20 protein-coding genes and 1 pseudogene are annotated in these 17,811 nt (G+C 69.9%); 16 read left to right on the top strand and 5 right to left on the bottom strand.

Annotated features, from left to right (window positions below; all coding sequences use genetic code 11):
• Window positions 1–113 precede the first annotated feature (113 nt).
• From Q5H91_RS11630 to ribH, 4 genes and pseudogenes are all read left to right on the top strand, one after another.
• Window positions 114–392, top strand: a pseudogene (locus tag Q5H91_RS11630) (dihydrofolate reductase family protein); the annotation flags it as partial.
• The gene (locus tag Q5H91_RS11625; RefSeq protein ID WP_305173570.1) at window positions 365–973 is read left to right on the top strand and encodes a riboflavin synthase; all 609 of its coding nucleotides are present in this window, start codon (window positions 365–367) and stop codon (window positions 971–973) included. The pseudogene Q5H91_RS11630 and the gene Q5H91_RS11625, both read left to right, overlap by 28 nt.
• Entirely contained in the window at window positions 957–2,108 is a 1,152-nt protein-coding gene (gene ribB / locus Q5H91_RS11620; RefSeq protein ID WP_370655258.1) for a 3,4-dihydroxy-2-butanone-4-phosphate synthase, read from the top strand. Before Q5H91_RS11625 ends, ribB begins: the two co-directional genes overlap by 17 nt.
• Window positions 2,108–2,521 (top strand): 6,7-dimethyl-8-ribityllumazine synthase, encoded by a 414-nt coding sequence (gene ribH, locus Q5H91_RS11615; RefSeq protein WP_305173569.1) that lies wholly within the window; start codon window positions 2,108–2,110, stop codon window positions 2,519–2,521. Before ribB ends, ribH begins: the two co-directional genes overlap by 1 nt.
• Before the next feature lie 115 nt (window positions 2,522–2,636).
• Here ribH and Q5H91_RS11610 read toward each other — a convergent pair whose 3' ends face one another.
• Window positions 2,637–3,725, bottom strand: a complete 1,089-nt coding sequence (locus Q5H91_RS11610; protein ID WP_305173568.1) for an alkene reductase — start codon at window positions 3,723–3,725, stop codon at window positions 2,637–2,639.
• A 112-nt stretch (window positions 3,726–3,837) separates the two neighbouring features.
• Here Q5H91_RS11610 and Q5H91_RS11605 point away from each other — a divergent pair, with 112 nt between their 5' ends.
• The 6 genes from Q5H91_RS11605 (at window position 3,838) to Q5H91_RS11580 (ending at window position 9,709) form a co-directional block, all read left to right on the top strand.
• Complete coding sequence (locus tag Q5H91_RS11605) at window positions 3,838–4,746, top strand: DMT family transporter (protein WP_305173567.1); 909 nt, start codon at window positions 3,838–3,840, stop codon at window positions 4,744–4,746.
• Window positions 4,743–5,423, top strand: a complete 681-nt coding sequence (locus tag Q5H91_RS11600) for a COQ9 family protein (protein WP_305173566.1) — start codon at window positions 4,743–4,745, stop codon at window positions 5,421–5,423. Before Q5H91_RS11605 ends, Q5H91_RS11600 begins: the two co-directional genes overlap by 4 nt.
• Window positions 5,424–5,493: 70 nt before the next feature.
• Window positions 5,494–5,748 (top strand): FeoA family protein, encoded by a 255-nt coding sequence (locus tag Q5H91_RS11595; protein ID WP_305173565.1) that lies wholly within the window; start codon window positions 5,494–5,496, stop codon window positions 5,746–5,748.
• Window position 5,749: 1 nt separating this feature from the next.
• On the top strand, window positions 5,750–7,612 hold the full coding sequence (gene feoB, locus Q5H91_RS11590) for a ferrous iron transporter B (protein ID WP_305173564.1): 1,863 nt from the start codon (window positions 5,750–5,752) through the stop codon (window positions 7,610–7,612).
• A gap of 15 nt (window positions 7,613–7,627) precedes the next feature.
• Window positions 7,628–8,179, top strand: a complete 552-nt coding sequence (gene ssb / locus Q5H91_RS11585) for a single-stranded DNA-binding protein (RefSeq protein ID WP_305173563.1) — start codon at window positions 7,628–7,630, stop codon at window positions 8,177–8,179.
• Between the two features lie 54 nt (window positions 8,180–8,233).
• On the top strand, window positions 8,234–9,709 hold the full coding sequence (locus Q5H91_RS11580) for a sensor histidine kinase (protein ID WP_305173562.1): 1,476 nt from the start codon (window positions 8,234–8,236) through the stop codon (window positions 9,707–9,709).
• A gap of 50 nt (window positions 9,710–9,759) precedes the next feature.
• Here Q5H91_RS11580 and Q5H91_RS11575 read toward each other — a convergent pair whose 3' ends face one another.
• Genes Q5H91_RS11575 through metX form a run of 4 tightly spaced genes read right to left on the bottom strand, consistent with a single transcriptional unit; the run spans window position 9,760 to window position 12,359 of the window.
• Window positions 9,760–10,161, bottom strand: a complete 402-nt coding sequence (locus tag Q5H91_RS11575; protein WP_305173561.1) for a response regulator — start codon at window positions 10,159–10,161, stop codon at window positions 9,760–9,762.
• Between the two features lie 55 nt (window positions 10,162–10,216).
• Window positions 10,217–10,804 (bottom strand): methionine biosynthesis protein MetW, encoded by a 588-nt coding sequence (gene metW / locus Q5H91_RS11570; RefSeq protein WP_305173560.1) that lies wholly within the window; start codon window positions 10,802–10,804, stop codon window positions 10,217–10,219.
• An 11-nt stretch (window positions 10,805–10,815) separates the two neighbouring features.
• Complete coding sequence (locus tag Q5H91_RS11565) at window positions 10,816–11,247, bottom strand: GNAT family N-acetyltransferase (protein ID WP_305173559.1); 432 nt, start codon at window positions 11,245–11,247, stop codon at window positions 10,816–10,818.
• On the bottom strand, window positions 11,244–12,359 hold the full coding sequence (metX, locus tag Q5H91_RS11560; RefSeq protein WP_305173558.1) for a homoserine O-acetyltransferase MetX: 1,116 nt from the start codon (window positions 12,357–12,359) through the stop codon (window positions 11,244–11,246). The genes Q5H91_RS11565 and metX overlap by 4 nt, the downstream gene beginning before the upstream one ends.
• Window positions 12,360–12,467: 108 nt before the next feature.
• Here metX and hisC point away from each other — a divergent pair, with 108 nt between their 5' ends.
• From hisC to msrB, 6 genes are read left to right on the top strand one after another with little or no spacing between them, the layout of a single operon-like run.
• On the top strand, window positions 12,468–13,571 hold the full coding sequence (gene hisC / locus Q5H91_RS11555) for a histidinol-phosphate transaminase (RefSeq protein ID WP_305173557.1): 1,104 nt from the start codon (window positions 12,468–12,470) through the stop codon (window positions 13,569–13,571).
• Window positions 13,571–14,515, top strand: coding sequence for a prephenate/arogenate dehydrogenase family protein (locus Q5H91_RS11550; protein ID WP_370655257.1), 945 nt, complete (start codon window positions 13,571–13,573; stop codon window positions 14,513–14,515). The genes hisC and Q5H91_RS11550 overlap by 1 nt, the downstream gene beginning before the upstream one ends.
• Before the next feature lie 7 nt (window positions 14,516–14,522).
• Window positions 14,523–15,578, top strand: coding sequence for a type III polyketide synthase (locus Q5H91_RS11545; protein WP_305173556.1), 1,056 nt, complete (start codon window positions 14,523–14,525; stop codon window positions 15,576–15,578).
• The gene (locus tag Q5H91_RS11540; RefSeq protein WP_305173555.1) at window positions 15,575–16,258 is read left to right on the top strand and encodes a methyltransferase domain-containing protein; all 684 of its coding nucleotides are present in this window, start codon (window positions 15,575–15,577) and stop codon (window positions 16,256–16,258) included. The genes Q5H91_RS11545 and Q5H91_RS11540 overlap by 4 nt, the downstream gene beginning before the upstream one ends.
• Entirely contained in the window at window positions 16,237–17,325 is a 1,089-nt protein-coding gene (locus tag Q5H91_RS11535; RefSeq protein ID WP_305173554.1) for an NAD(P)/FAD-dependent oxidoreductase, read from the top strand. Before Q5H91_RS11540 ends, Q5H91_RS11535 begins: the two co-directional genes overlap by 22 nt.
• Window positions 17,326–17,356: 31 nt before the next feature.
• The gene (gene msrB, locus Q5H91_RS11530; RefSeq protein WP_305173553.1) at window positions 17,357–17,758 is read left to right on the top strand and encodes a peptide-methionine (R)-S-oxide reductase MsrB; all 402 of its coding nucleotides are present in this window, start codon (window positions 17,357–17,359) and stop codon (window positions 17,756–17,758) included.
• Window positions 17,759–17,811 lie beyond the last annotated feature (53 nt).

The following is a 17,811-nucleotide window of genomic DNA, read 5'->3' as shown; positions in this document are numbered from 1 at the left end:
GGGGCTGGAAGACCGGTCGCCGCAGCGTGTCGTGTTGAGTACGGCGACCACATACTGTTCACCGGCGGAGGCCGGGGAACAGGGAAGTGGGCGACTGGATCATCCTGCCCTCGCCCACCGCCATTGCCGAACTCCCCGGCGACCATCTCCTCGTCGAGGGGGGCGCGCAAACCGCCGCCGCGTTCCTTGCCGCCGATCTGGTCGACCGGCTGCTCCTCTACCGCGCGCCGATCCTGATCGGGGGCGGCGTGGCGGCGCTGGGGGACATCGGCCTTGCCCGGCTCGGCGACGCGCACGGGCGGTGGCGGGCGGTCGATGCGCGTCAGCTTGGCAGCGACCGACTGGAAGTCTACGAGCGTGCGCCATGTTCACCGGCATCGTCAGCGATATAGGCACCATCCGCAGCGTCGAGCACCGCGGCGACGCGCGGGTGACGATCGCCACCGCCTATGACACGGGCACCGTCGACCTGGGCGCGTCGATCGCCTGCTCGGGCGTGTGCCTGACCGTGGTCGAGAAGGGGTCGGGCTGGTTCGCGGTCGATGTGTCCGCCGAGACGGTCCGCCGCACCGCCGACCAGTGGCAGGCGGGCCGCGCACTCAACCTGGAGCGCGCGCTGAAGCTGGGCGACGAGCTGGGCGGGCATATCGTCACCGGCCATGTCGACGGCGTCGCCGCCGTGCTGGGCGTGTCGCCGGAGGGCGATTCGAAGCGGATCGGCTTCGCCCTGCCCGCCGACCTCGCCCCCTTCGTCGCGCCGAAGGGATCGGTGACGGTCGACGGCGTCTCGCTAACCGTCAACACGGTCGAGGATCGTGGGGACGTGACGCATATGAGCGTCAACGTCATCCCCCACACGCAAGGTGCGACGACGCTGGGCGCCCTGACCCAGGGCGACACCGTCAACATCGAGATCGACGTCCTCGCCCGCTATCTGCAACGCATGGAGCAACATCGTGCCCATTCCCGCTAAGGTGTCCCCCGCTGAGGTGTCCCGCCTGCGCCACGCGTTCCTGTCGACGCCCGAAGAGATCATCGACGAGGCGCGCAACGGCCGCATGTTCCTGCTGGTCGACGACGAGGATCGCGAGAATGAAGGCGACCTGGTCATCCCCGCGCAGATGGCGACGCCCGAGAAGATCAACTTCATGGCGCGCCACGGCCGCGGGCTGATCTGCCTGGCGCTGGCCAAGGCGCGGGTCGACGAACTGGGCCTGGACCTGATGAGCCGCAACAACGGCACCCGTCACGAGACCGCCTTCACCGTCTCGATCGAGGCGCGCGAGGGCGTGACGACCGGTATTTCCGCCGCCGACCGCGCGCGGACGGTGGCGGTGGCGATCGACTCGACCAAGTCGCGCGCCGATATCGTCACCCCGGGCCATGTCTTTCCGCTGATCGCCAAGGACGGCGGCGTGCTGGTGCGCGCCGGCCACACCGAGGCGGCCGTCGACGTGTCGCGGCTGGCGGGCCTGAACCCCGCGGGCGTGATCTGCGAGGTGATGAACGAGGACGGGACGATGGCCCGGCTGAACGACCTAGTCGCCTTCGCGCAGCTGCATGGCCTCAAGATCGGCACGATCCGCGACCTGATCGCCTATCGCCGCCGCCACGACCATCTGGTGCGACTCGAATCGCAGTCGGTCTTCACCAGCCGCTGGGGCGGTGAATGGTCGGTACGTGCCTATCGCAACACCGCGACCGGCACCGAGCAGGTCGCGCTGGTCAAGGGGCGGCTCGACGTGTCGCAGCCGGTACTGGTGCGGATGCACGCGCTGTCGCCCTTCGCCGACGTGTTCGCCGAGGACTCTCCGCGCGGCCGCATCCTGCAACGGTCGATGGAGATGATCGCGGCTGAGGGGTCGGGCGTCATCGTCCTCATCAACCGCCAGCGCGCCGACGCCTTCACCAGCGCGGTACGCGCGCAGGCGGGCGAGCGAGTCGAGGTGCCGATGGAGGAGCTGCGCGACTATGGCGTCGGCGCGATGATCCTGGCCGAACTGGGCGTGCACGACATGGTGCTGCTCACCAACACCCACCACACGCTGGTCGGCCTCGACGGCTATGGCCTGTCGATCGTCGGCGAGCGCCGCATCGAGGGAATCTGATGGCGAACATATTGATCGTCGAGGCGCGCTTCTACGACCATCTGAACGACCTGCTGCTGGCCGGCGCGCGTGCGGCGATCGAGGCGGCGGGACACACGCACGAGACGGTCACCGTGCCCGGCGCGCTGGAGGTGCCCGGCGCGATCGCCTTGGCCGCGGAGGCGTATGACGCGTTCGTCGCGCTGGGCGTGGTGATCCGCGGCGAGACCTATCACTTCGAGATCGTCGCCGGCGAGAGCGCGCGCGGGATCATGGCGCTGACCATGGATGGGCTGGCGATCGGCAACGGTATCCTGACGACCGAGAACGAGGCGCAGGCGCTGACCCGCGCGCGGCCGGACGAGAAGGATAAGGGCGGCGAGGCAGCCAAGGCGGCACTCGCGATGCTGGCGCTGCGGGCGCGATTCGGGTGAGCAGCGGCTGATCGCTGTTCCCCGGCGAAGGCCGGGGTCCAGTTGAGAAACGTCATGCCCTGTCGCGCAGACCTTCCCAACTGGGCCCCGGCCTCCGCCGGGGAACTGGGCTGGATCAGGCCGCCTCGGTCTCCAGCGCGGGATAGTCGATGTAACCCTCGGGTCCCTGGCTGTACCAGGTCCGCATGTCGCTCTGGTTCAGCGCGGCGCCGGTGCGCAGCCGCTCCGGCAGATCGGGATTGGCGAGGAAGGTGCGGCCGAAGCTGATCGCGTCGGCGGTGCCGTCGTCGAGCTTGGCCTGCGCCGCCTCCACCGTGTCATAGTCCGAGTTCAGCACCAGCGGCGGGGTGAAGACATCGCGGATCTGCGGGCTGAGCCGCGGCACGTCGGTCTTGCCGAAGGTGCCGTCCGGGCCGGGCTCGCGCAGCTCGAGGAAGGCGATGCCGAGGTCGGACAGCGCCTTGGCCGCGGGCAGGAAGACCGACGCGGGATCGCTGTCGTTCACGCCCTGCGAGTCGCCGTTGGGCGACAGGCGCACGCTGGTGCGATCGGCGCCGGCGACGCTCGCCACCCGCTCGGCCACTTCGCGCAGCAGGCGAATGCGGTTCTCGGGCGCGCCGCCATAGCGGTCGTCGCGGAAATTGGCGTTGTCGCGCAGGAACTGGTCGATCAGATAGCCATTGGCGGCGTGGATCTGCACCCCGTCGAACCCGGCGGCGAGCGCGTTGCGGGTGGCGTTGGCATAATCGTCCAGCAGCGCCGGGATTTCGTCGGTCGACAGCGGCCGGGCGACCTCGAAGTCCTGCTTGCCACTATAGGTGTGCGCCTGCCCGTTGGTCCGCGTCGCCGAGGACGATACCGGCTGCGCCTCATAGACCGAGGAATGGCCCTGCCGGCCCATGTGCCACAGCTGGGCGACGATGCGGCCGCCGGCGGCGTGGACCGCGTCGGTCACCGGCCGCCATGCCTCTGCCTGCTCGTCCGACCACAGGCCGGGCGCGAACGGCCAGCCCAGCCCGCCGCGACTGATGCCGGTCGCCTCGGAAATGATGAGCCCGGCACTGGCGCGCTGCGCGTAATACTCCGCCATGATCGGCGTCGGCACGGCGCGGCGGTCCGCACGGCCGCGGGTCAGCGGCGCCATCAGGATGCGATTGGGTGCGAGCGTCGCGCCGAGCGTGATGGGATCGAAGAGGCTGGGCATGGAAACTCCTGTGAACGGCCGGCATCTCCGACCTGTCGGGGCGGGAGATAGGGCGCTAAGGGGCGCCATGCACGACGACGCGCCCCCAAGATTTTCTGGTGCAGGGCCAAGTATGAGCGGCAGCGGCACGCGACTGGCGTTCCTCGCCGTCGTCGTCGCCAACGTCGCGCTGGCATGCGGCGGCTGGTTCGTGCGGGTGGCGGATACCGGTCCGGTCGCCTCGGCCTTCTGGCGGATTACCCTGGCGGCGCCCCTGCTGATCGCGCTGGCGCTGGCCGGCGGGGGACGGCCGCAGCGGCTGCCGTCGATGCTCTGGGGAATGCTGGCATTGGCGGGCGTCGCCTTTGCCGCCGATCTCGGCACCTGGCATCTGGGTATCCTGCGCACGACGCTCGCCAATGCGACGCTGTTCGGCAATTGCGCGACGCTGATCTTCCCCATCTATGGCTTCGTGATCGCGCGCAGCTGGCCGAGCCGGACGCAGGGACTGGCGCTGGGGCTAGCGGCGGCGGGCGCGACGCTGCTGCTCGGGCGGTCGTACCAGCTCGATCCGCGCAATCTGGTCGGCGACATGCTCTCGCTGGGCGCGGGGCTGCTCTACACCGTCTATTTCGTGCTGATGGCCCGGGTGCGCGACCGGATGGCGCCGCTATCCGCGCTGGCGGTGTCGACGGTCGCCAGCATCGTGCCGCTGCTGCTGTTCGCGACCGCGCTGGGCGAGCGGGTGTGGCCGGGGAACTGGGCGCCGCTGATCGGCATGGCGCTGGTCAGCCAGGTGATCGGCCAGGGCTGCATGATCTATGCGCTGGGCAAGCTGTCGCCGCTGGTCATCGGCATCGCGCTGCTGATCCAGCCGATCGTCGCTGCCGCGATCGGCTGGATCGCCTATGGCGAGCGGCTGGGCGCGCCCGACCTGGTCGGGGTGGTGATGGTCGCGGTCGCGCTGGTGCTGGTGCGCCGCGCGCCGCGGGTTGCGCCGGCGGCCACGGATGCGCATGTGACGGCGGAGGAGCCGCGATGACCGACCTGACCGTTCGCACCGATCCGACGCCCGATCCGACACTGGACGAGATCCGGCTGATGCTCGCCCCGGCGATCGCCACCAACGCCGCCTTCGACGGCTGGGGCGACGCGGCACGCGACCTCGCCGCCGAGGTGCAGGGGGTGGACACCGACATCGCCCGCCTCGCCTTTGCAGGCGGGCCGGTGGCGATGATCGACGCGTGGTTCGACGCGGTTGACCAAGCGATGGCCGCCGACCTGCCGCCCGAGCGGCTGAAGGCGATGAAGATCCGCGAGCGGATCACCGCGCTGGTCGAGTCGCGGCTGATCGCGCTGGCACCCGAGCGTGAGGCGCTGCGCCGCGCGCTGGCGATCCTGGCGATGCCGCAGAACGTCGCCACCGCGGCGCGACTCGGCTGGCGCAGCGTCGACCGGATGTGGCGCGCGGCGGGCGACACGGCGACCGACTATAACCATTATACCAAGCGGGCGATGCTGCTGGCGGTATATGGATCGACCGTCGCGGTGTTCCTGGATGACGGCAGCGAGGGATTGGCCGACACCCGCGCCTTCCTCAGCCGGCGGATCGACGGGATCATGCGGTTCGAGAAGGCCAAGGCGGGTTTCCTGCGCCGCACCGAACATCGGCCGAGCCTGTCGCGCTTCGTCGGGCGGTTGCGCTATCCGGCGGTGTGACTCGCCCCTCCTTGGGCGAAGATGAATCAAAGCAATTGATAATCGTTCGCAGGCCGCTTATCTGGCAGCCATGGCGACCATGATCGACAGCCTCGTCACTTTTCCCCGGCACCAGCGCGCGACGGTCGCGTCGATCGACTGGGACCGGCTCGCCGTGCCAGAGGCGCGGCGGCTGCGGGAGCTGGGGTTCGACGAGGGTGTCGGCGTCGAGGTACTGCACCGCGCGCGGCTGGGCAGCGGCCCGATCGCCTGCAGGATCGGCCGGATGACGGTGGCGCTGCGTCGGACTGTGGCTGCCGCGATCAGCGTCTCCGTCCGCAGCTGACGTGACCCCCGCGCCCCTGGTCGCGCTCGTCGGCAATCCCAATGCCGGCAAGAGCGCGCTGTTCAACGCGCTGACCGGCGCGCGGCAGAAGGTCGGCAATTATCCCGGCGTCACGGTCGAGCGGCACTCGGGCCGCCTCGCGCTCGACGACGGGCGGCCGGTCGAGTTGGTCGACCTGCCCGGAACCTACAGCCTGGACCCGGCCTCCGCCGACGAGCGGGTGACGTGCGACGTCGTCACCGGGCGCGGTGGGTATGAGCGGTTGCCCGACGCGATCGTCATCGTCGTCGACGCCGCCAACCTCGACAACCACCTGCGTTTCGCACTCCAGCTGCTGGCACTGGGCCTGCCGGTCGTGGTCGCGCTCAATATGATCGACCTCGCCGAGCGCGACGGACTGACCCTCGACGCCGCAGTGCTGGAGCGTGAGCTGGGCGTTCCGGTGATCCCCACGGTCGCCGTGCGGCGGCGTGGACTGGACGATCTGCGCGCCGCACTGACCGGCATCGTCGGGGGCAGCGCGGTGCGCCACCTGCCCCCGTCCGACGGCGTGGTCGAGGATATCGTGACGCTGCAGCGCCGCGCCCGCACCATCGCGCACGCCGCCGTCGTGGCGGAAACGCCGGGGCGGCGCTGGGGTCACATGCTCGACAGCGTCGCGCTGCATCCGGTATTCGGGCCGCTCCTGCTCCTGGCGCTGCTGTTCGTCATGTTCCAGGCGGTGTTCGCCTGGTCGGAGGCGCCGATCGGCTGGATCGAGGACGGTTTCAAGCTGCTGGAGGCAGGCGTGGCCGGGCTGATGCCCGACGGGGTGCTGCGCTCGCTCATCACCGACGGGCTGATCGCCGGCGTCGGCGCGGTGATCGTGTTCCTGCCGCAGATCCTGATCCTGTTCCTGTTCATCCTGGTGCTGGAGGCGACCGGATACATGGTCCGCGCCGCCTTCCTGATGGACCGGATGATGGCGCGGGTCGGCCTGTCGGGCCGCGCCTTCATCCCACTGCTGTCGAGCTTCGCCTGCGCGGTGCCCGGCATCATGGCGACGCGGACGATCGACGACGAGAAGGACCGGCTGACCACCATCCTGATCGCGCCGCTGATGACCTGCTCGGCGCGGCTGCCGGTCTACACGATCATCATCGGTGCCTTCATCCCCGACCGGACGATCGGCGGCTGGATCGGCTTGCAGGGGCTGGTGCTGCTCGGCCTCTACGTCATGGGCATCCTGGGCGCCTTCGTCGCCGCGCTGCTGCTCAGGCGAACGGTGACCAAGGGCGCGTCGTCGGGTTTCATGATGGAGATGCCGAAATATCAGCTGCCGCTGTGGCGCGATGTGGCGCTGGGGCTGTGGACGCGGACGGTGATCTTCCTGAAGCGTGCCGGCACGATCATCGCGCTGACCACGGTCGTGCTGTGGGCGCTCCTTTCCTTCCCCAAGCCACCGGCCGGCAGCGGCATCTCGCCGGTCGATTACTCGGTGGCGGGGCGGATTGCCGGCGGGCTGGAGACCGTGGTGCGGCCGATCGGCTTCAACCGCGACATCGCGCTGGCGCTGATCCCGGCGATGGCCGCGCGCGAGGTTGCCGTGGCGGCGATCGGCACCGTCTATGCCATCGACGATCCCGAGGCGGAGGGCGGACAGAAGGCGATCACCGAGAATCTGCGCAACCGATGGAGCCTGCCGACCGCGCTCGCGTTCCTGATGTGGTTCGTGTTCGCGCCGCAGTGCATATCCACCATCGCCGTGACCCGGCGCGAGACGAACGGCTGGCGATGGCCGGCGTTCATGGTTGGCTATTTGTTCGCAGCGGCCTACATCATGGCCGGCATCACATACTGGCTGGCGGTCGCCGTCGGCCTCTAGATTTCGGGGCAGTACATGGCGGGCAGCGTCAACAAGGTGATTCTGGTCGGCAATCTGGGACGCGATCCCGAAAGCCGGACATTCCAGAACGGCGGCAAGGTGGTGAACCTGCGCATCGCCACCTCCGAGTCGTGGAAGGACCGCAACTCCGGCGAGCGCAAGGAGAAAACCGAGTGGCACTCGGTCGCGATCTTCAACGAGGGGCTGGCGAACGTCGCCGAGCGATTCCTGCGCAAGGGATCAAAGGTCTATATCGAGGGCCAGCTGCAGACGCGGAAGTGGCAGGATCAGCAGGGCCAGGATAAATATTCGACCGAGATCGTGTTGCAGGGCTTCAACAGCGTGCTGACGATGCTCGACGGACCGAATGGCGGCGGTGGGAGCCAGGGCGGCGGCGGCGGTGGTCGCGGCGGTGACGACTGGGGCAGCGGCGGCGGCGGCAACGACTTCGGCGGCGGTCGCGGCGGTTCGTCGGGCGGCGGCAGCCGTGGCGGCGGCGGCTATGGCGGGGGCAGCAGCAGCGGTGGCGGCTTCGCCGACGATCTCGACGACGACGTGCCGTTCTAAGGTCGGCGGTTGAGCCCGGACCCCCTGCTCTGCTCCGGCGACGGAGCGCGTGTGATGTCGATCTACGACGCGCATGGCGTGGCCGCGTCGGGTGCGCTCGACGACCTGACGCACTTCGCGGCGGCGCTATGCGACGCGCCGGTCGCGCTCGTCACGCTGATCGAGGCGGAGTACCAGCATTTCCTGGCGCGCACCGGCATCGGGCTGGACGGAACGCCGGCCGATATTTCGTTCTGCATCCATGCGATCGCCGCTGGCGGACCGATCGAGGTGCCCGACACGCATCTGGATGCCCGCTTCGTCGACAACCCGCTGGTCACGGCGGAGCCGTTCGTCCGCTTCTATGCCGGCGCGCCCCTGCGCGGTGACGATGGAGCGATCCTCGGCACGCTGTGCGTCCTCGACACGGTACCGCGCGCCGGGCTGACGCCGCTGCAGTGGCAGGGGCTGGAGGTACTCGCACGCGGAGCGATGGCGCGGCTGGAAGGGCGGCGAACCGCGCGCGAGCAGGACGCGAGCGAGGCGCAGTCGCGCCGCGCGCTGGAAGAGAGCGACCTGCGCTTCCGCACCCTGGCCGACACGATGCCGCAGATGGTCTGGTCGACCCGGCCCGACGGCTTCCACGACTATTACAACGCACGCTGGTACGAATTCACCGGCGTACCCCAGGGAACGACCGACGGTGAGGGCTGGAACGACATGTTCCACGCCGACGATCAGGAGCGCGCCTGGACGATCTGGCGCCACAGCCTGACCACCGGCGAGCCGTACCAGATCGAGTATCGCCTGAAGCATTTCGACGGCACTTATCGCTGGGTGCTGGGCCGGGCGCTGCCGGTGCGCGACGCGGGCGGCGCGATCACGCGCTGGTTCGGCACCTGCACCGACATTCACGAGCAGAAGCTGGCGCTGGAAGAGCGCGAGATCATCAGCCAGGAATTGTCGCACCGGATCAAGAACATCTTCGCGGTGATCGCCGGGCTGATCCAGTTCGCCGCGCGTGCCCGGCCCGAGTTCGCGCCGATCGCGACCGACCTGCGCCAGCGCATCACGGCGCTGGGCCGCGCGCACGACTTCGTCCGTCCGCACAGCGCACAGTCGCGGCCGACCGCGCAGCAGGACAGCCTGAAAGGGCTGCTCGCCGACCTGTTCGCGCCCTATGCGCCCGCCGGCGAGAGCCGCGTGCTGGTGAAGGGCGACGATGTGGTGATCGACGATCGCTCGGCAACGCCCCTGGCGCTGCTGTTCCATGAGCTGGCGACCAATGCGAGCAAGTACGGCGCGCTCTCGGCGGAAGGCGGATCGGTAACGGTGACGATCGCGAGCGAGGAGCCGCAGGTCGTGCTTCGCTGGTCCGAACAGGGTGGCCCCTTGATCGCTACGACGCCGGCGGGCACTGGCGGGTTCGGTAGTCAGCTGATCGAGATGTCCGCGATCCGACAGCTGGGCGGCAGCGTGGAGCGCGACTGGCGGCGGGAAGGATTGGTGCTGACCGTGACCGTGCCGATGACGTCGCTGCGACGGCGGTAAGGGTGCGCCGCTAAAACCTGCGCGACATTTCGAGCGGAGAAGGGTTTGCTCTACGCCGGCTCGGCACGGTCGGCGAATGGAACGACATCGTCGTTCGCCGGCGCGTCGCCCGCGGTCGCCATCGCTGCCGCGGCGAGGATCGCGCGCTCGCTGAACGGTTTGCGGATATAGCCGAGCGCGCCGTCACCATCGCCGATCTGGGCGGGGTTGGCGGTGACGAAGACCACCTTGATGCCGTGCTCGGCGGCGATCCGGCGGGCGATGGTGGGCCCGGTCGGGCCGTCGCGCAGGTTGACGTCGACAAAGGCAAAGCCGCATTCCGGCGCGGCCGCCAGGGCGCTCTCGGCGTCGGCGGCGATCGCCGCGACATGATATCCCGCGTCGATCAGGATCCGTTCCAGGTCCAATGCGACGAAAATCTCGTCCTCGACGATCAGCGCGGTCTTACTCATGGTGCAACCTAGAAGTGATGTGGATTAACATCGCTGTCACGCACTTGTTCCGAAATTATCGCTTCAAAAGAAAAACGGCGTGCTCTGCCAACAGGTTGGCTCCTGTCGACGTCCGTGCACCGCCCTTCGAGAGGAACCACGCATCCTCGATCCGCACGGCGCGGCCGGCGAGAAAGGCACGAAAATCGTCGATGGTGACGTGATGGATATTGGGCGTGTCATACCATTGTTCGGGCAGCAGCCGGGTCACCGGCATCCGCCCGCCCCACAGCAGCGACAGGCGGACGCGCCAATGGGCGAAGTTCGGAAAGGACACGAAGGCGCGCCGACCGATCCGCAGCAGCTCGTCGAGCACCTGGTCGGGCGCGCGGCAGGTCTGGAGCGTCTGGCTGAGGATCGCATAGTCGAAGCTGGCGTCGGGATAGCCGGCAAGATCCAGGTCGGCATCGCCCTGGATGACCGGCAGCCCGCGACCGACCGCGCGCGCGACATTCGCCGGATCGATTTCCAGCCCGCGCGCATCGACCCCGCGCGTGTCGCGCAAAGCGGCCATCAGCGCGCCGTCGCCGCAGCCGACGTCCAGCACCCGCGCACCGGGATCGACATGGTCGGCGATGATCGCGAGGTCGGGGCGCAGGATCACGGCCTCCACACTCACAGGGCGCGCAGCCGCTCGGCGGCACCGGGGCCGAGCCGCTCCATCAGGAAGTCGGGCCGGATCGGCGCCGCGAAGCCGAGCGCGGCATAGACGCCGTGCGCGTCGAGCGTGTTGAGCATGATCCGCCTGATCCCCGCCAGATCGGGCGCCTCGATCAGGTGGCGGACCATCGACCGGCCGATCCCCTGCCCGCGCGCATCCTCGTCCACCACTACGTCGGCAAGCCAGCCGAAGGTCGCCCCATCGGTGATGAGCCGCGCGAAGCCGACCTGCCCGCCCGGTGCATAGGCGCCGACGCAGCGCGAATTGGCTGCCGCGCGTTCCACGGTCGCGCGGTCGATGCCGGGCGACCAGTAGCTGGTGGTCAGCCAGCGGTGGATGCGGTCGAAGTCGAGCAGCGCCCGGTCGTCGGAAATCGTCGCGGTCATCGCCCACCCTTCAGGAAGCCGTCGACCACGCGGTTCATCTCCGGCGCGTCGAGCAGGAAGGCGTCGTGGCCATAAGGGCTCGACAGCTCGACGAAGGTCGCCGCGCGGCCGGCGGCGTTCAGGGCATGGACGATGTGGCGCGACTCGATGGTCGGATAGAGCCAGTCGGTATCGAAGCTGACCAGGCAGAAGCGCGCGTCCGTCCGGCGAAAGGCGTTGGCGAGCAGGCCGCCATGCTCCTCGGCCAGGTCGAAATAATCCATCGCGCGGGTGATATAGAGGTAAGAATTGGCATCGAACCGATCGACGAAGCTGAGGCCCTGGTGGCGCAGATAGCTTTCCACCTGGAAATCGGCGTCGAAGCCGAAGCCCTTGGCCTCGCGCGCCTGGAGCTTGCGGCCGAACTTCTCGGTCAGCCCCGCCTCGGACAGATAGGTGATGTGCGCGGCCATCCGCGCCACCGACAGCCCGGCGGCGGGCGGGTCGTCATGCCCGTAATAGTCGCCGCCGCGCCATTTCGGGTCGGCCATGATCGCTTGGCGGCCGACTTCGTGAAAGGCGATGTTCTGTGCGGTATGGCGCGCGGTCGAGGCGATGACGACGCAGGCGCGCACCCGGTCGGGAAAGGTCGCCGGCCAGCTGAGCGCCTGCATCCCGCCCATCGATCCGCCGACCACCGCCTTCAGCGTGGCGACGCCGAGATGGTCGAGCAGCATCGCCTGCGCGCGCACCATGTCGCGCACGGTGATGACGGGAAAGCGCATCGCATAGGGCTGGCCGGTAGACGGATCGATGCTGGCCGGACCGGAGGAGCCCATGCAGCTGCCCAGCACATTCGCGCAGACGACGAAGTCGCGGGCGGGATCGATCGGCTTGTCCGGCCCGACCAGCCGCGTCCACCAGCCGGGCTTGCCGGTGCGCGGGTGGAACGAGGCGACATGCTGGTCGCCGGTCAGCGCGTGGCAGATCAGGATCGCATTGCCGCCGTCCGGCGCGAGGGTGCCATAGGTTTCGTAGGCGATCTCGACCGGCGCCAGCATCGCCCCGCCGTCGAGCCGGAGCGGCCCGGGCAGCGTCACGCGGCGCGAGAGCCCGAAGCGCTGGTCTTCCATGCCCGCCCGCTAGGGTGATGGCGCAGCGATGGCAAGGTGGGGGTGTACGTAGTGGACCCGGCACGACGGGGGGTTTTGCGGAACACCCGGCCCCGCTATGCGCGGACGATGACCCACCTCCCTGCCCCCAAGCCATGGATCGCGGCGATCGCTCCCTATGTTCCCGGCCGCGCGACGGCGGAGGACGGGCGCAAGGTCGTGAAGCTGTCGTCGAACGAGAACCCGCTCGGCACGCCCGAGGCGGCGCGCGAGGCCTATCGCAGCGCCGCGACCGAGCTGGAACGCTATCCCGATGCCGCCGCGACCCAGCTGCGTGCAAAACTGGCGGCGCATTACGGGATCGAGGCGGAACGGATCGTCTATGGCACCGGGTCGGACGAGGTGCTGCACCTGGCGGCCGGCGCCTTTGCCGGGGTGGGCGACGAGATCATCCATGTCCGCTACGGCTTCGCGGTCTATGACATCGCGACGCGGCGGGTGGGCGCGGTCCCGGTGGTCGTCGCCGACCACGACTATGCCACCGACGTCGACGCGATCCTGGCGGCGGTGACCGAGCGGACCCGGCTGGTATTCGTCGCCAATCCCAACAATCCGACCGGCACCTATACCCCGCATGCCGAGATTGCACGGCTGCACGCCGGCCTGCCGGTCGATGTGCTGCTGGTGGTCGACCAGGCCTATACCGAATATCTGGAGCCCGCGGACGACGACGGCGCGCTGGAGCTGGCGCGGACCGCGGGCAACGTGCTGGTGACGCGGACCTTCTCCAAGATCTTCGGTCTCGCTGCCGAGCGGATCGGCTGGGGTTACGCCTCGCCCGCGATCATCGACGCGATGCACCGCATCCGCGCGCCCTTCTCGTTCGGCATCGGCGCGCAGCGCGCGGCGATCGCGGCGCTCGACGCCGGTGACTTCATCGACGCGAGCCGGGCGCACAATCTGCGCTGGCGCGACTGGTTCGTCGGCGAGATCGACGCGATGCGCGACGCCGGGCTGCGTGCGGTGCCGAGCAAGGCCAATTTCGTGATGGTGCTGTTCGAGGGCGCGCTGACTGCCGAGGCGGCGTATCACGCACTGATGGCGGCAGGCTATGCGACGCGCTGGCTGCCCGGTCAGGGGCTGGCGCATGGCCTTCGCATCACCATCGGCGCCGAGGACGACATGCGCGCGGTGGCCGGGGTGCTGCGCGCCGAGACGGAGCGCGCCGGCTGATGGCGTTCAGGCACGTCGCGATCATCGGGCTGGGGCTGATCGGCTCCTCGGTCGCGCGGGCGACGCGGCGGGCGCTGCCGGAGGTGCGGATCACCGGCCACGACGCCGATGCCGGCGTACGCGAAACGGCGGCGCGGATCGGGCTGGCCGACGCGATCTGCGAGACGGCGGGCGAGGCGGTGCGCGGCGCCGATCTGGTGATGCTGTGCGTGCCGGTCGGCGCGATGGCCGCCGCCGCCGGTGGGATCGCGGACGATCTGGCCGCGGACGTGGTCATCACCGATGTCGGCGGGTCGAAGGAGAGTGTGCTGGCGGCGTTGCGCGGGGTGCTGCCCGACGCGGTCATCGTCCCGGGTCATCCGGTGGCAGGCACCGAATATAGCGGGCCGGAAGCGGGCTTCGCGACGCTGTTCCGCGGACGGTGGTGCATCCTGACGCCCGAGGAGGCGAGCGATCCGGCGCCGGTCGCGCGGCTACGCGCCTTCTGGGAGGCGCTGGGCGCGAATGTCGAGATCATGACGCCGCGCCACCACGACCTGGTGCTGGCGGTGACCAGCCATGTGCCGCACCTGATCGCCTATTCGATCGTCGGCACCGCATCGGACCTGGAAGAGGTGACGCAGAGCGAGGTCATCAAGTTTTCCGCCGGCGGTTTCCGCGACTTCACCCGCATCGCTGCGTCCGACCCGACCATGTGGCGCGACGTGTTCCTGAACAATCGCGAGGCGGTGCTGGAGATCCTGCAGCGGCTGACCGAGGACGTGACGATGCTGCAGCGGGCGATCCGCTGGGGCGACGGCGACACGCTGTTCGACCTGTTCACCCGCACCCGCGCGATCCGGCGGTCGATCATCGCCCAGGGGCAGGACGATGCCGCCGCGGATTTCGGGCGATCGCATGGGGAGACGGGCAATGCGGCGTCCGATTCCATGCTGACGCGTTGAGCGTCGCGTGCATGCCTGTCTCAACGCCGTCGGCGTCGCCACGCCCGACCATGACGTCCACCAAGCCTTCATCGCCTGGGCCAGCGAACGGGTAGCCGCGCCCCACCGCGCTTTGTTCGATCGGATGGCGCGCCGCGCGGGGATCGCGCATCGCTGGTCGGTGCTGCCCTCCGCCACCGACGGCGGGTCGCCAACCGGCAAGGGCGGTTTCTACGCCGGGCCGGTGCTGCCGGGAACCGAGGCACGGATGGCGATCTATGCCGAGGCCGCACCCGCGCTGGCGCTGGCGGCGGTGGCCGACCTCGCGACACAGGTGTCGCTCGACGGCATCACCCATCTGGTGGTCGCCAGTTGCACCGGCTTCGTCGCGCCGGGACTGGACCAGATCGTCGCGCGGGCACTGGGACTGGAAGGTTCGGTCGAGCGGCTGCTGGTCGGGTTCATGGGCTGCTACGCCGCGGTCGCCGCCCTGCGCAGCGCGCGGCACATCGTCCGGTCGGAGCCGGCAGCGCGGGTGCTGGTGATCGCCTGCGAGCTGTCGACGCTGCACCTGCAGGACACGCCGGAGCCCGAAGCGCTGCTGGCGCAGCTGCAGTTCGGCGACGGCGCGGCGGCGGCGCTGGTCACGGCCGATCCCCAGGGCTTCGCACTGGAACGGCCGTTCGCGGCGACCCTGCCCGACAGCGACACGCTGATCCGCTGGACGATCACCGACCGCGGCTTCGCCATGACCCTGTCGGGCGAGGTGCCACGGCGGATCGGCGCAGCGCTGGCTGAGCCGGCGTTCCGCGATACCGTCACCGGCGGACGGGCAGTCGATGCCTGGGCGGTCCATGCCGGCGGGCGATCGATCCTCGATGCGGTGCAGACGGCGCTCGCCCTGCCGACGGACGCGCTGGACGCGGCGCGCGGGGTGCTGAACGACTGCGGCAACATGTCCTCCGCCACGCTGATGTTCACGCTGGCGCGACTGTTGGCGGGGCCGCGGGTGGAGCACGGCGTTGCGCTCGCCTTCGGACCGGGGCTGGCGGCCGAGGGGTTCGGCTTCCGGAGCGTGGCATGACGCTCGCCCGCCGCCGGATCGCGCGCGAGCTGATGGATGCCGACGATCTGGACGCAGACACCTATGCCGCGGTGGTCGGCGACCTGGCGCGCGTCAACACCGTCACGCTCGCGGCGCGGCCGACCCTGAACTTCCTGTCGCGGATCGCCGAGGGGCGCGACTCGCTGCGTATCCTCGACGTCGGGTTCGGCGACGGCGACATGCTGCGGCGGATCGAGCATTGGGCGCGCAAGCGCCGGATCGCGACCGAGCTGGTCGGCATCGACCTGAATCCGCGCAGCGAATATGCCGCACGGCTGCACACGCCGGCCGACTCGACGATCCGCTATCGCACCGGCGATTACGAGATGATGGGGCGCGGCTGGGACGCGGTCGTCAGCAGCCTCGTCGCGCATCACATGACGGCACCCGAGCTGGTCGCGTTCCTGCGCTGGATGGAGGGGCATGCGAGCGCCTGGTTCGTCAACGACCTGCACCGCCACGGCTTCGCCTATCGCGGCTTTCCGCTGCTGGCGCGGATCGCGCGCTGGCACCCGATCGTGCGCCATGATGGCACCGTATCGATCGCGCGCGCCTTTCGACGGAGCGACTGGGCGGAGCTGCTGGAGAAGGCAGGGATAGCCGACGCGCGGGTGTTCCGCGCCTTTCCATTCCGGCTGTGCGTCGAACGGGCCCGCTGATCGTCGGCGGCGGCCCCGCCGGGGCGGCGGCGGCAATCGCACTCGCGGCGGCGGGGGAGCGGCCGCTGCTGCTGGAACGGACGGCGGAGACGGGCGACGCGCTGTGCGGCGGGTTCCTCAGCTGGCGGAGCCTGGCTGCGCTGGCGCGGCTGGGGATCGAGGCGGACGCGCTCAATCGCGAGCGGATCGGCGAGGTGCGGGTGTTCGCCGGCGGTCGGCGTGCGGTGGCGCCCCTGCCCTGGCCGGCACTGGCCGTGTCGCGAAGGACGCTGGACGCGGCACTGCTCGCGCAGGTCGACGCGGTCGAGCGTGGCGTGGCGGTGCGATCGGTTGAGGACGGCGCGCTGCGGCTGGCGGACGGGGCGGCGCTGATGCCCGCTGCACTGTTCCTCGCGACCGGCAAGCACGACCTGCGCGGGCTGGCCCGCCCGGCCGCGGCGCGGGGGAGCGACCCGACACTGGGGCTGCGAGTAAGGCTGCCCGGATCGCCGGCGCTCGACCGGCTGGTCGGGCCGGCGATCGAGCTGCACCTGTTCGCACGGGGCTATGCCGGGATCGCGCGGCAGGAGGACGGTGGCGTCAACCTGTGCATGGCGGTCCATCGCTCACGCCTGGACGCGGCCGGGTCGCCCGCGGCCTTGCTCGCGATGCTGGCAGCAGAGGCGCCCGACCTGGGCGAGCGGCTGAGCTTCATGACCTCGGAACCCGTGCAGGCGGTCGCCAACGTCCCCTATGGCTGGCGCGCGCGGGCGGGCACGGCGGGGCTGTTCCGGCTCGGCGACCAGGCGGCGGTGATCCCGTCGCTGGCCGGCGAGGGGATGGGAATCGCGCTGGCGAGCGGCATCGCGGCGGCAGGCGCCCATGCCCGTGGCGGCGGCGCGGCGGCGCGCGCGTGGCAACCGCATTTCGCGGCACGGGTACGGCGTCCGATGGCGGTCGCCGGGCTGCTCCGGCGGCTGGCGGAAGGCGCTGCGGCGCCGTGGCTCGTCCGTGCGGCGACGCCGGGGCTGATCCAGATCATGGCCGCCGCGACGCGGATCGATCACGATGCGCCGACAGGGGCTTGACCGCGCAGGGGGCGCTCACGAAATTATGGCCATGGATCAGCTGAACCTTTCCGAGGCCGAGTGGCGCAAGCGCCTGACGCCCGAGCAATATCATGTCCTGCGCGAGGCCGGGACCGAGCGGGCCTATGCCGGCGCGCTGAACGACAACAAGGCAGACGGCATCTATCGCTGCGCCGCCTGTGCCAACGAACTGTTCGACAGCGCCGACAAATATGACAGCGGCTCGGGCTGGCCCAGCTTCACCCAGCCCATCGCGCCCGATCGGGTGTCCGACCATACCGATCGCAGTCACGGCATGGTACGGACCGAAACGCGGTGCGCGCGCTGCGACAGCCATCTGGGCCATGTCTTTCCTGATGGTCCGCCGCCGACCGGGCTGCGCTACTGCATGAACTCGATCGCGCTGGATTTCCGGCCGCGCAAGGCGGGTTGACCCGAACCGCCGCCGGCCTGCGGTAACGCTTGTCGGCGGCAGGGTTAACGCGT

The organism is Sphingomonas aurea (assembly GCF_030678875.1).
In the GTDB taxonomy this organism is placed as follows: domain Bacteria; phylum Pseudomonadota; class Alphaproteobacteria; order Sphingomonadales; family Sphingomonadaceae; genus Sphingomonas; species Sphingomonas aurea.
The sequence above is the reverse complement of the archived record's forward strand: the minus strand, read 5'-3'. Positions and strand labels throughout refer to the sequence as shown.

Excerpts from the sequence above, each read along its gene's own strand:
- Q5H91_RS11625 (WP_305173570.1), top strand. The coding sequence starts at position 365 with ATGTTCACCGGCATCGTCAGCGATATAGGCACCATCCGCAGCGTCGAG.
- ribH (WP_305173569.1), top strand. The coding sequence starts at position 2,108 with ATGGCGAACATATTGATCGTCGAGGCGCGCTTCTACGACCATCTGAAC.
- Q5H91_RS11610 (WP_305173568.1), bottom strand. The coding sequence starts at position 3,725 with ATGCCCAGCCTCTTCGATCCCATCACGCTCGGCGCGACGCTCGCACCC.
- Q5H91_RS11605 (WP_305173567.1), top strand. The coding sequence starts at position 3,838 with ATGAGCGGCAGCGGCACGCGACTGGCGTTCCTCGCCGTCGTCGTCGCC.
- Q5H91_RS11600 (WP_305173566.1), top strand. The coding sequence starts at position 4,743 with ATGACCGACCTGACCGTTCGCACCGATCCGACGCCCGATCCGACACTG.
- Q5H91_RS11595 (WP_305173565.1), top strand. The coding sequence starts at position 5,494 with ATGGCGACCATGATCGACAGCCTCGTCACTTTTCCCCGGCACCAGCGC.
- ssb (WP_305173563.1), top strand. The coding sequence starts at position 7,628 with ATGGCGGGCAGCGTCAACAAGGTGATTCTGGTCGGCAATCTGGGACGC.
- Q5H91_RS11580 (WP_305173562.1), top strand. The coding sequence starts at position 8,234 with ATGTCGATCTACGACGCGCATGGCGTGGCCGCGTCGGGTGCGCTCGAC.
- Q5H91_RS11575 (WP_305173561.1), bottom strand. The coding sequence starts at position 10,161 with ATGAGTAAGACCGCGCTGATCGTCGAGGACGAGATTTTCGTCGCATTG.
- Q5H91_RS11565 (WP_305173559.1), bottom strand. The coding sequence starts at position 11,247 with ATGACCGCGACGATTTCCGACGACCGGGCGCTGCTCGACTTCGACCGC.
- metX (WP_305173558.1), bottom strand. The coding sequence starts at position 12,359 with ATGGAAGACCAGCGCTTCGGGCTCTCGCGCCGCGTGACGCTGCCCGGG.
- hisC (WP_305173557.1), top strand. The coding sequence starts at position 12,468 with ATGACCCACCTCCCTGCCCCCAAGCCATGGATCGCGGCGATCGCTCCC.
- Q5H91_RS11550 (WP_370655257.1), top strand. The coding sequence starts at position 13,571 with ATGGCGTTCAGGCACGTCGCGATCATCGGGCTGGGGCTGATCGGCTCC.
- Q5H91_RS11540 (WP_305173555.1), top strand. The coding sequence starts at position 15,575 with ATGACGCTCGCCCGCCGCCGGATCGCGCGCGAGCTGATGGATGCCGAC.
- msrB (WP_305173553.1), top strand. The coding sequence starts at position 17,357 with ATGGATCAGCTGAACCTTTCCGAGGCCGAGTGGCGCAAGCGCCTGACG.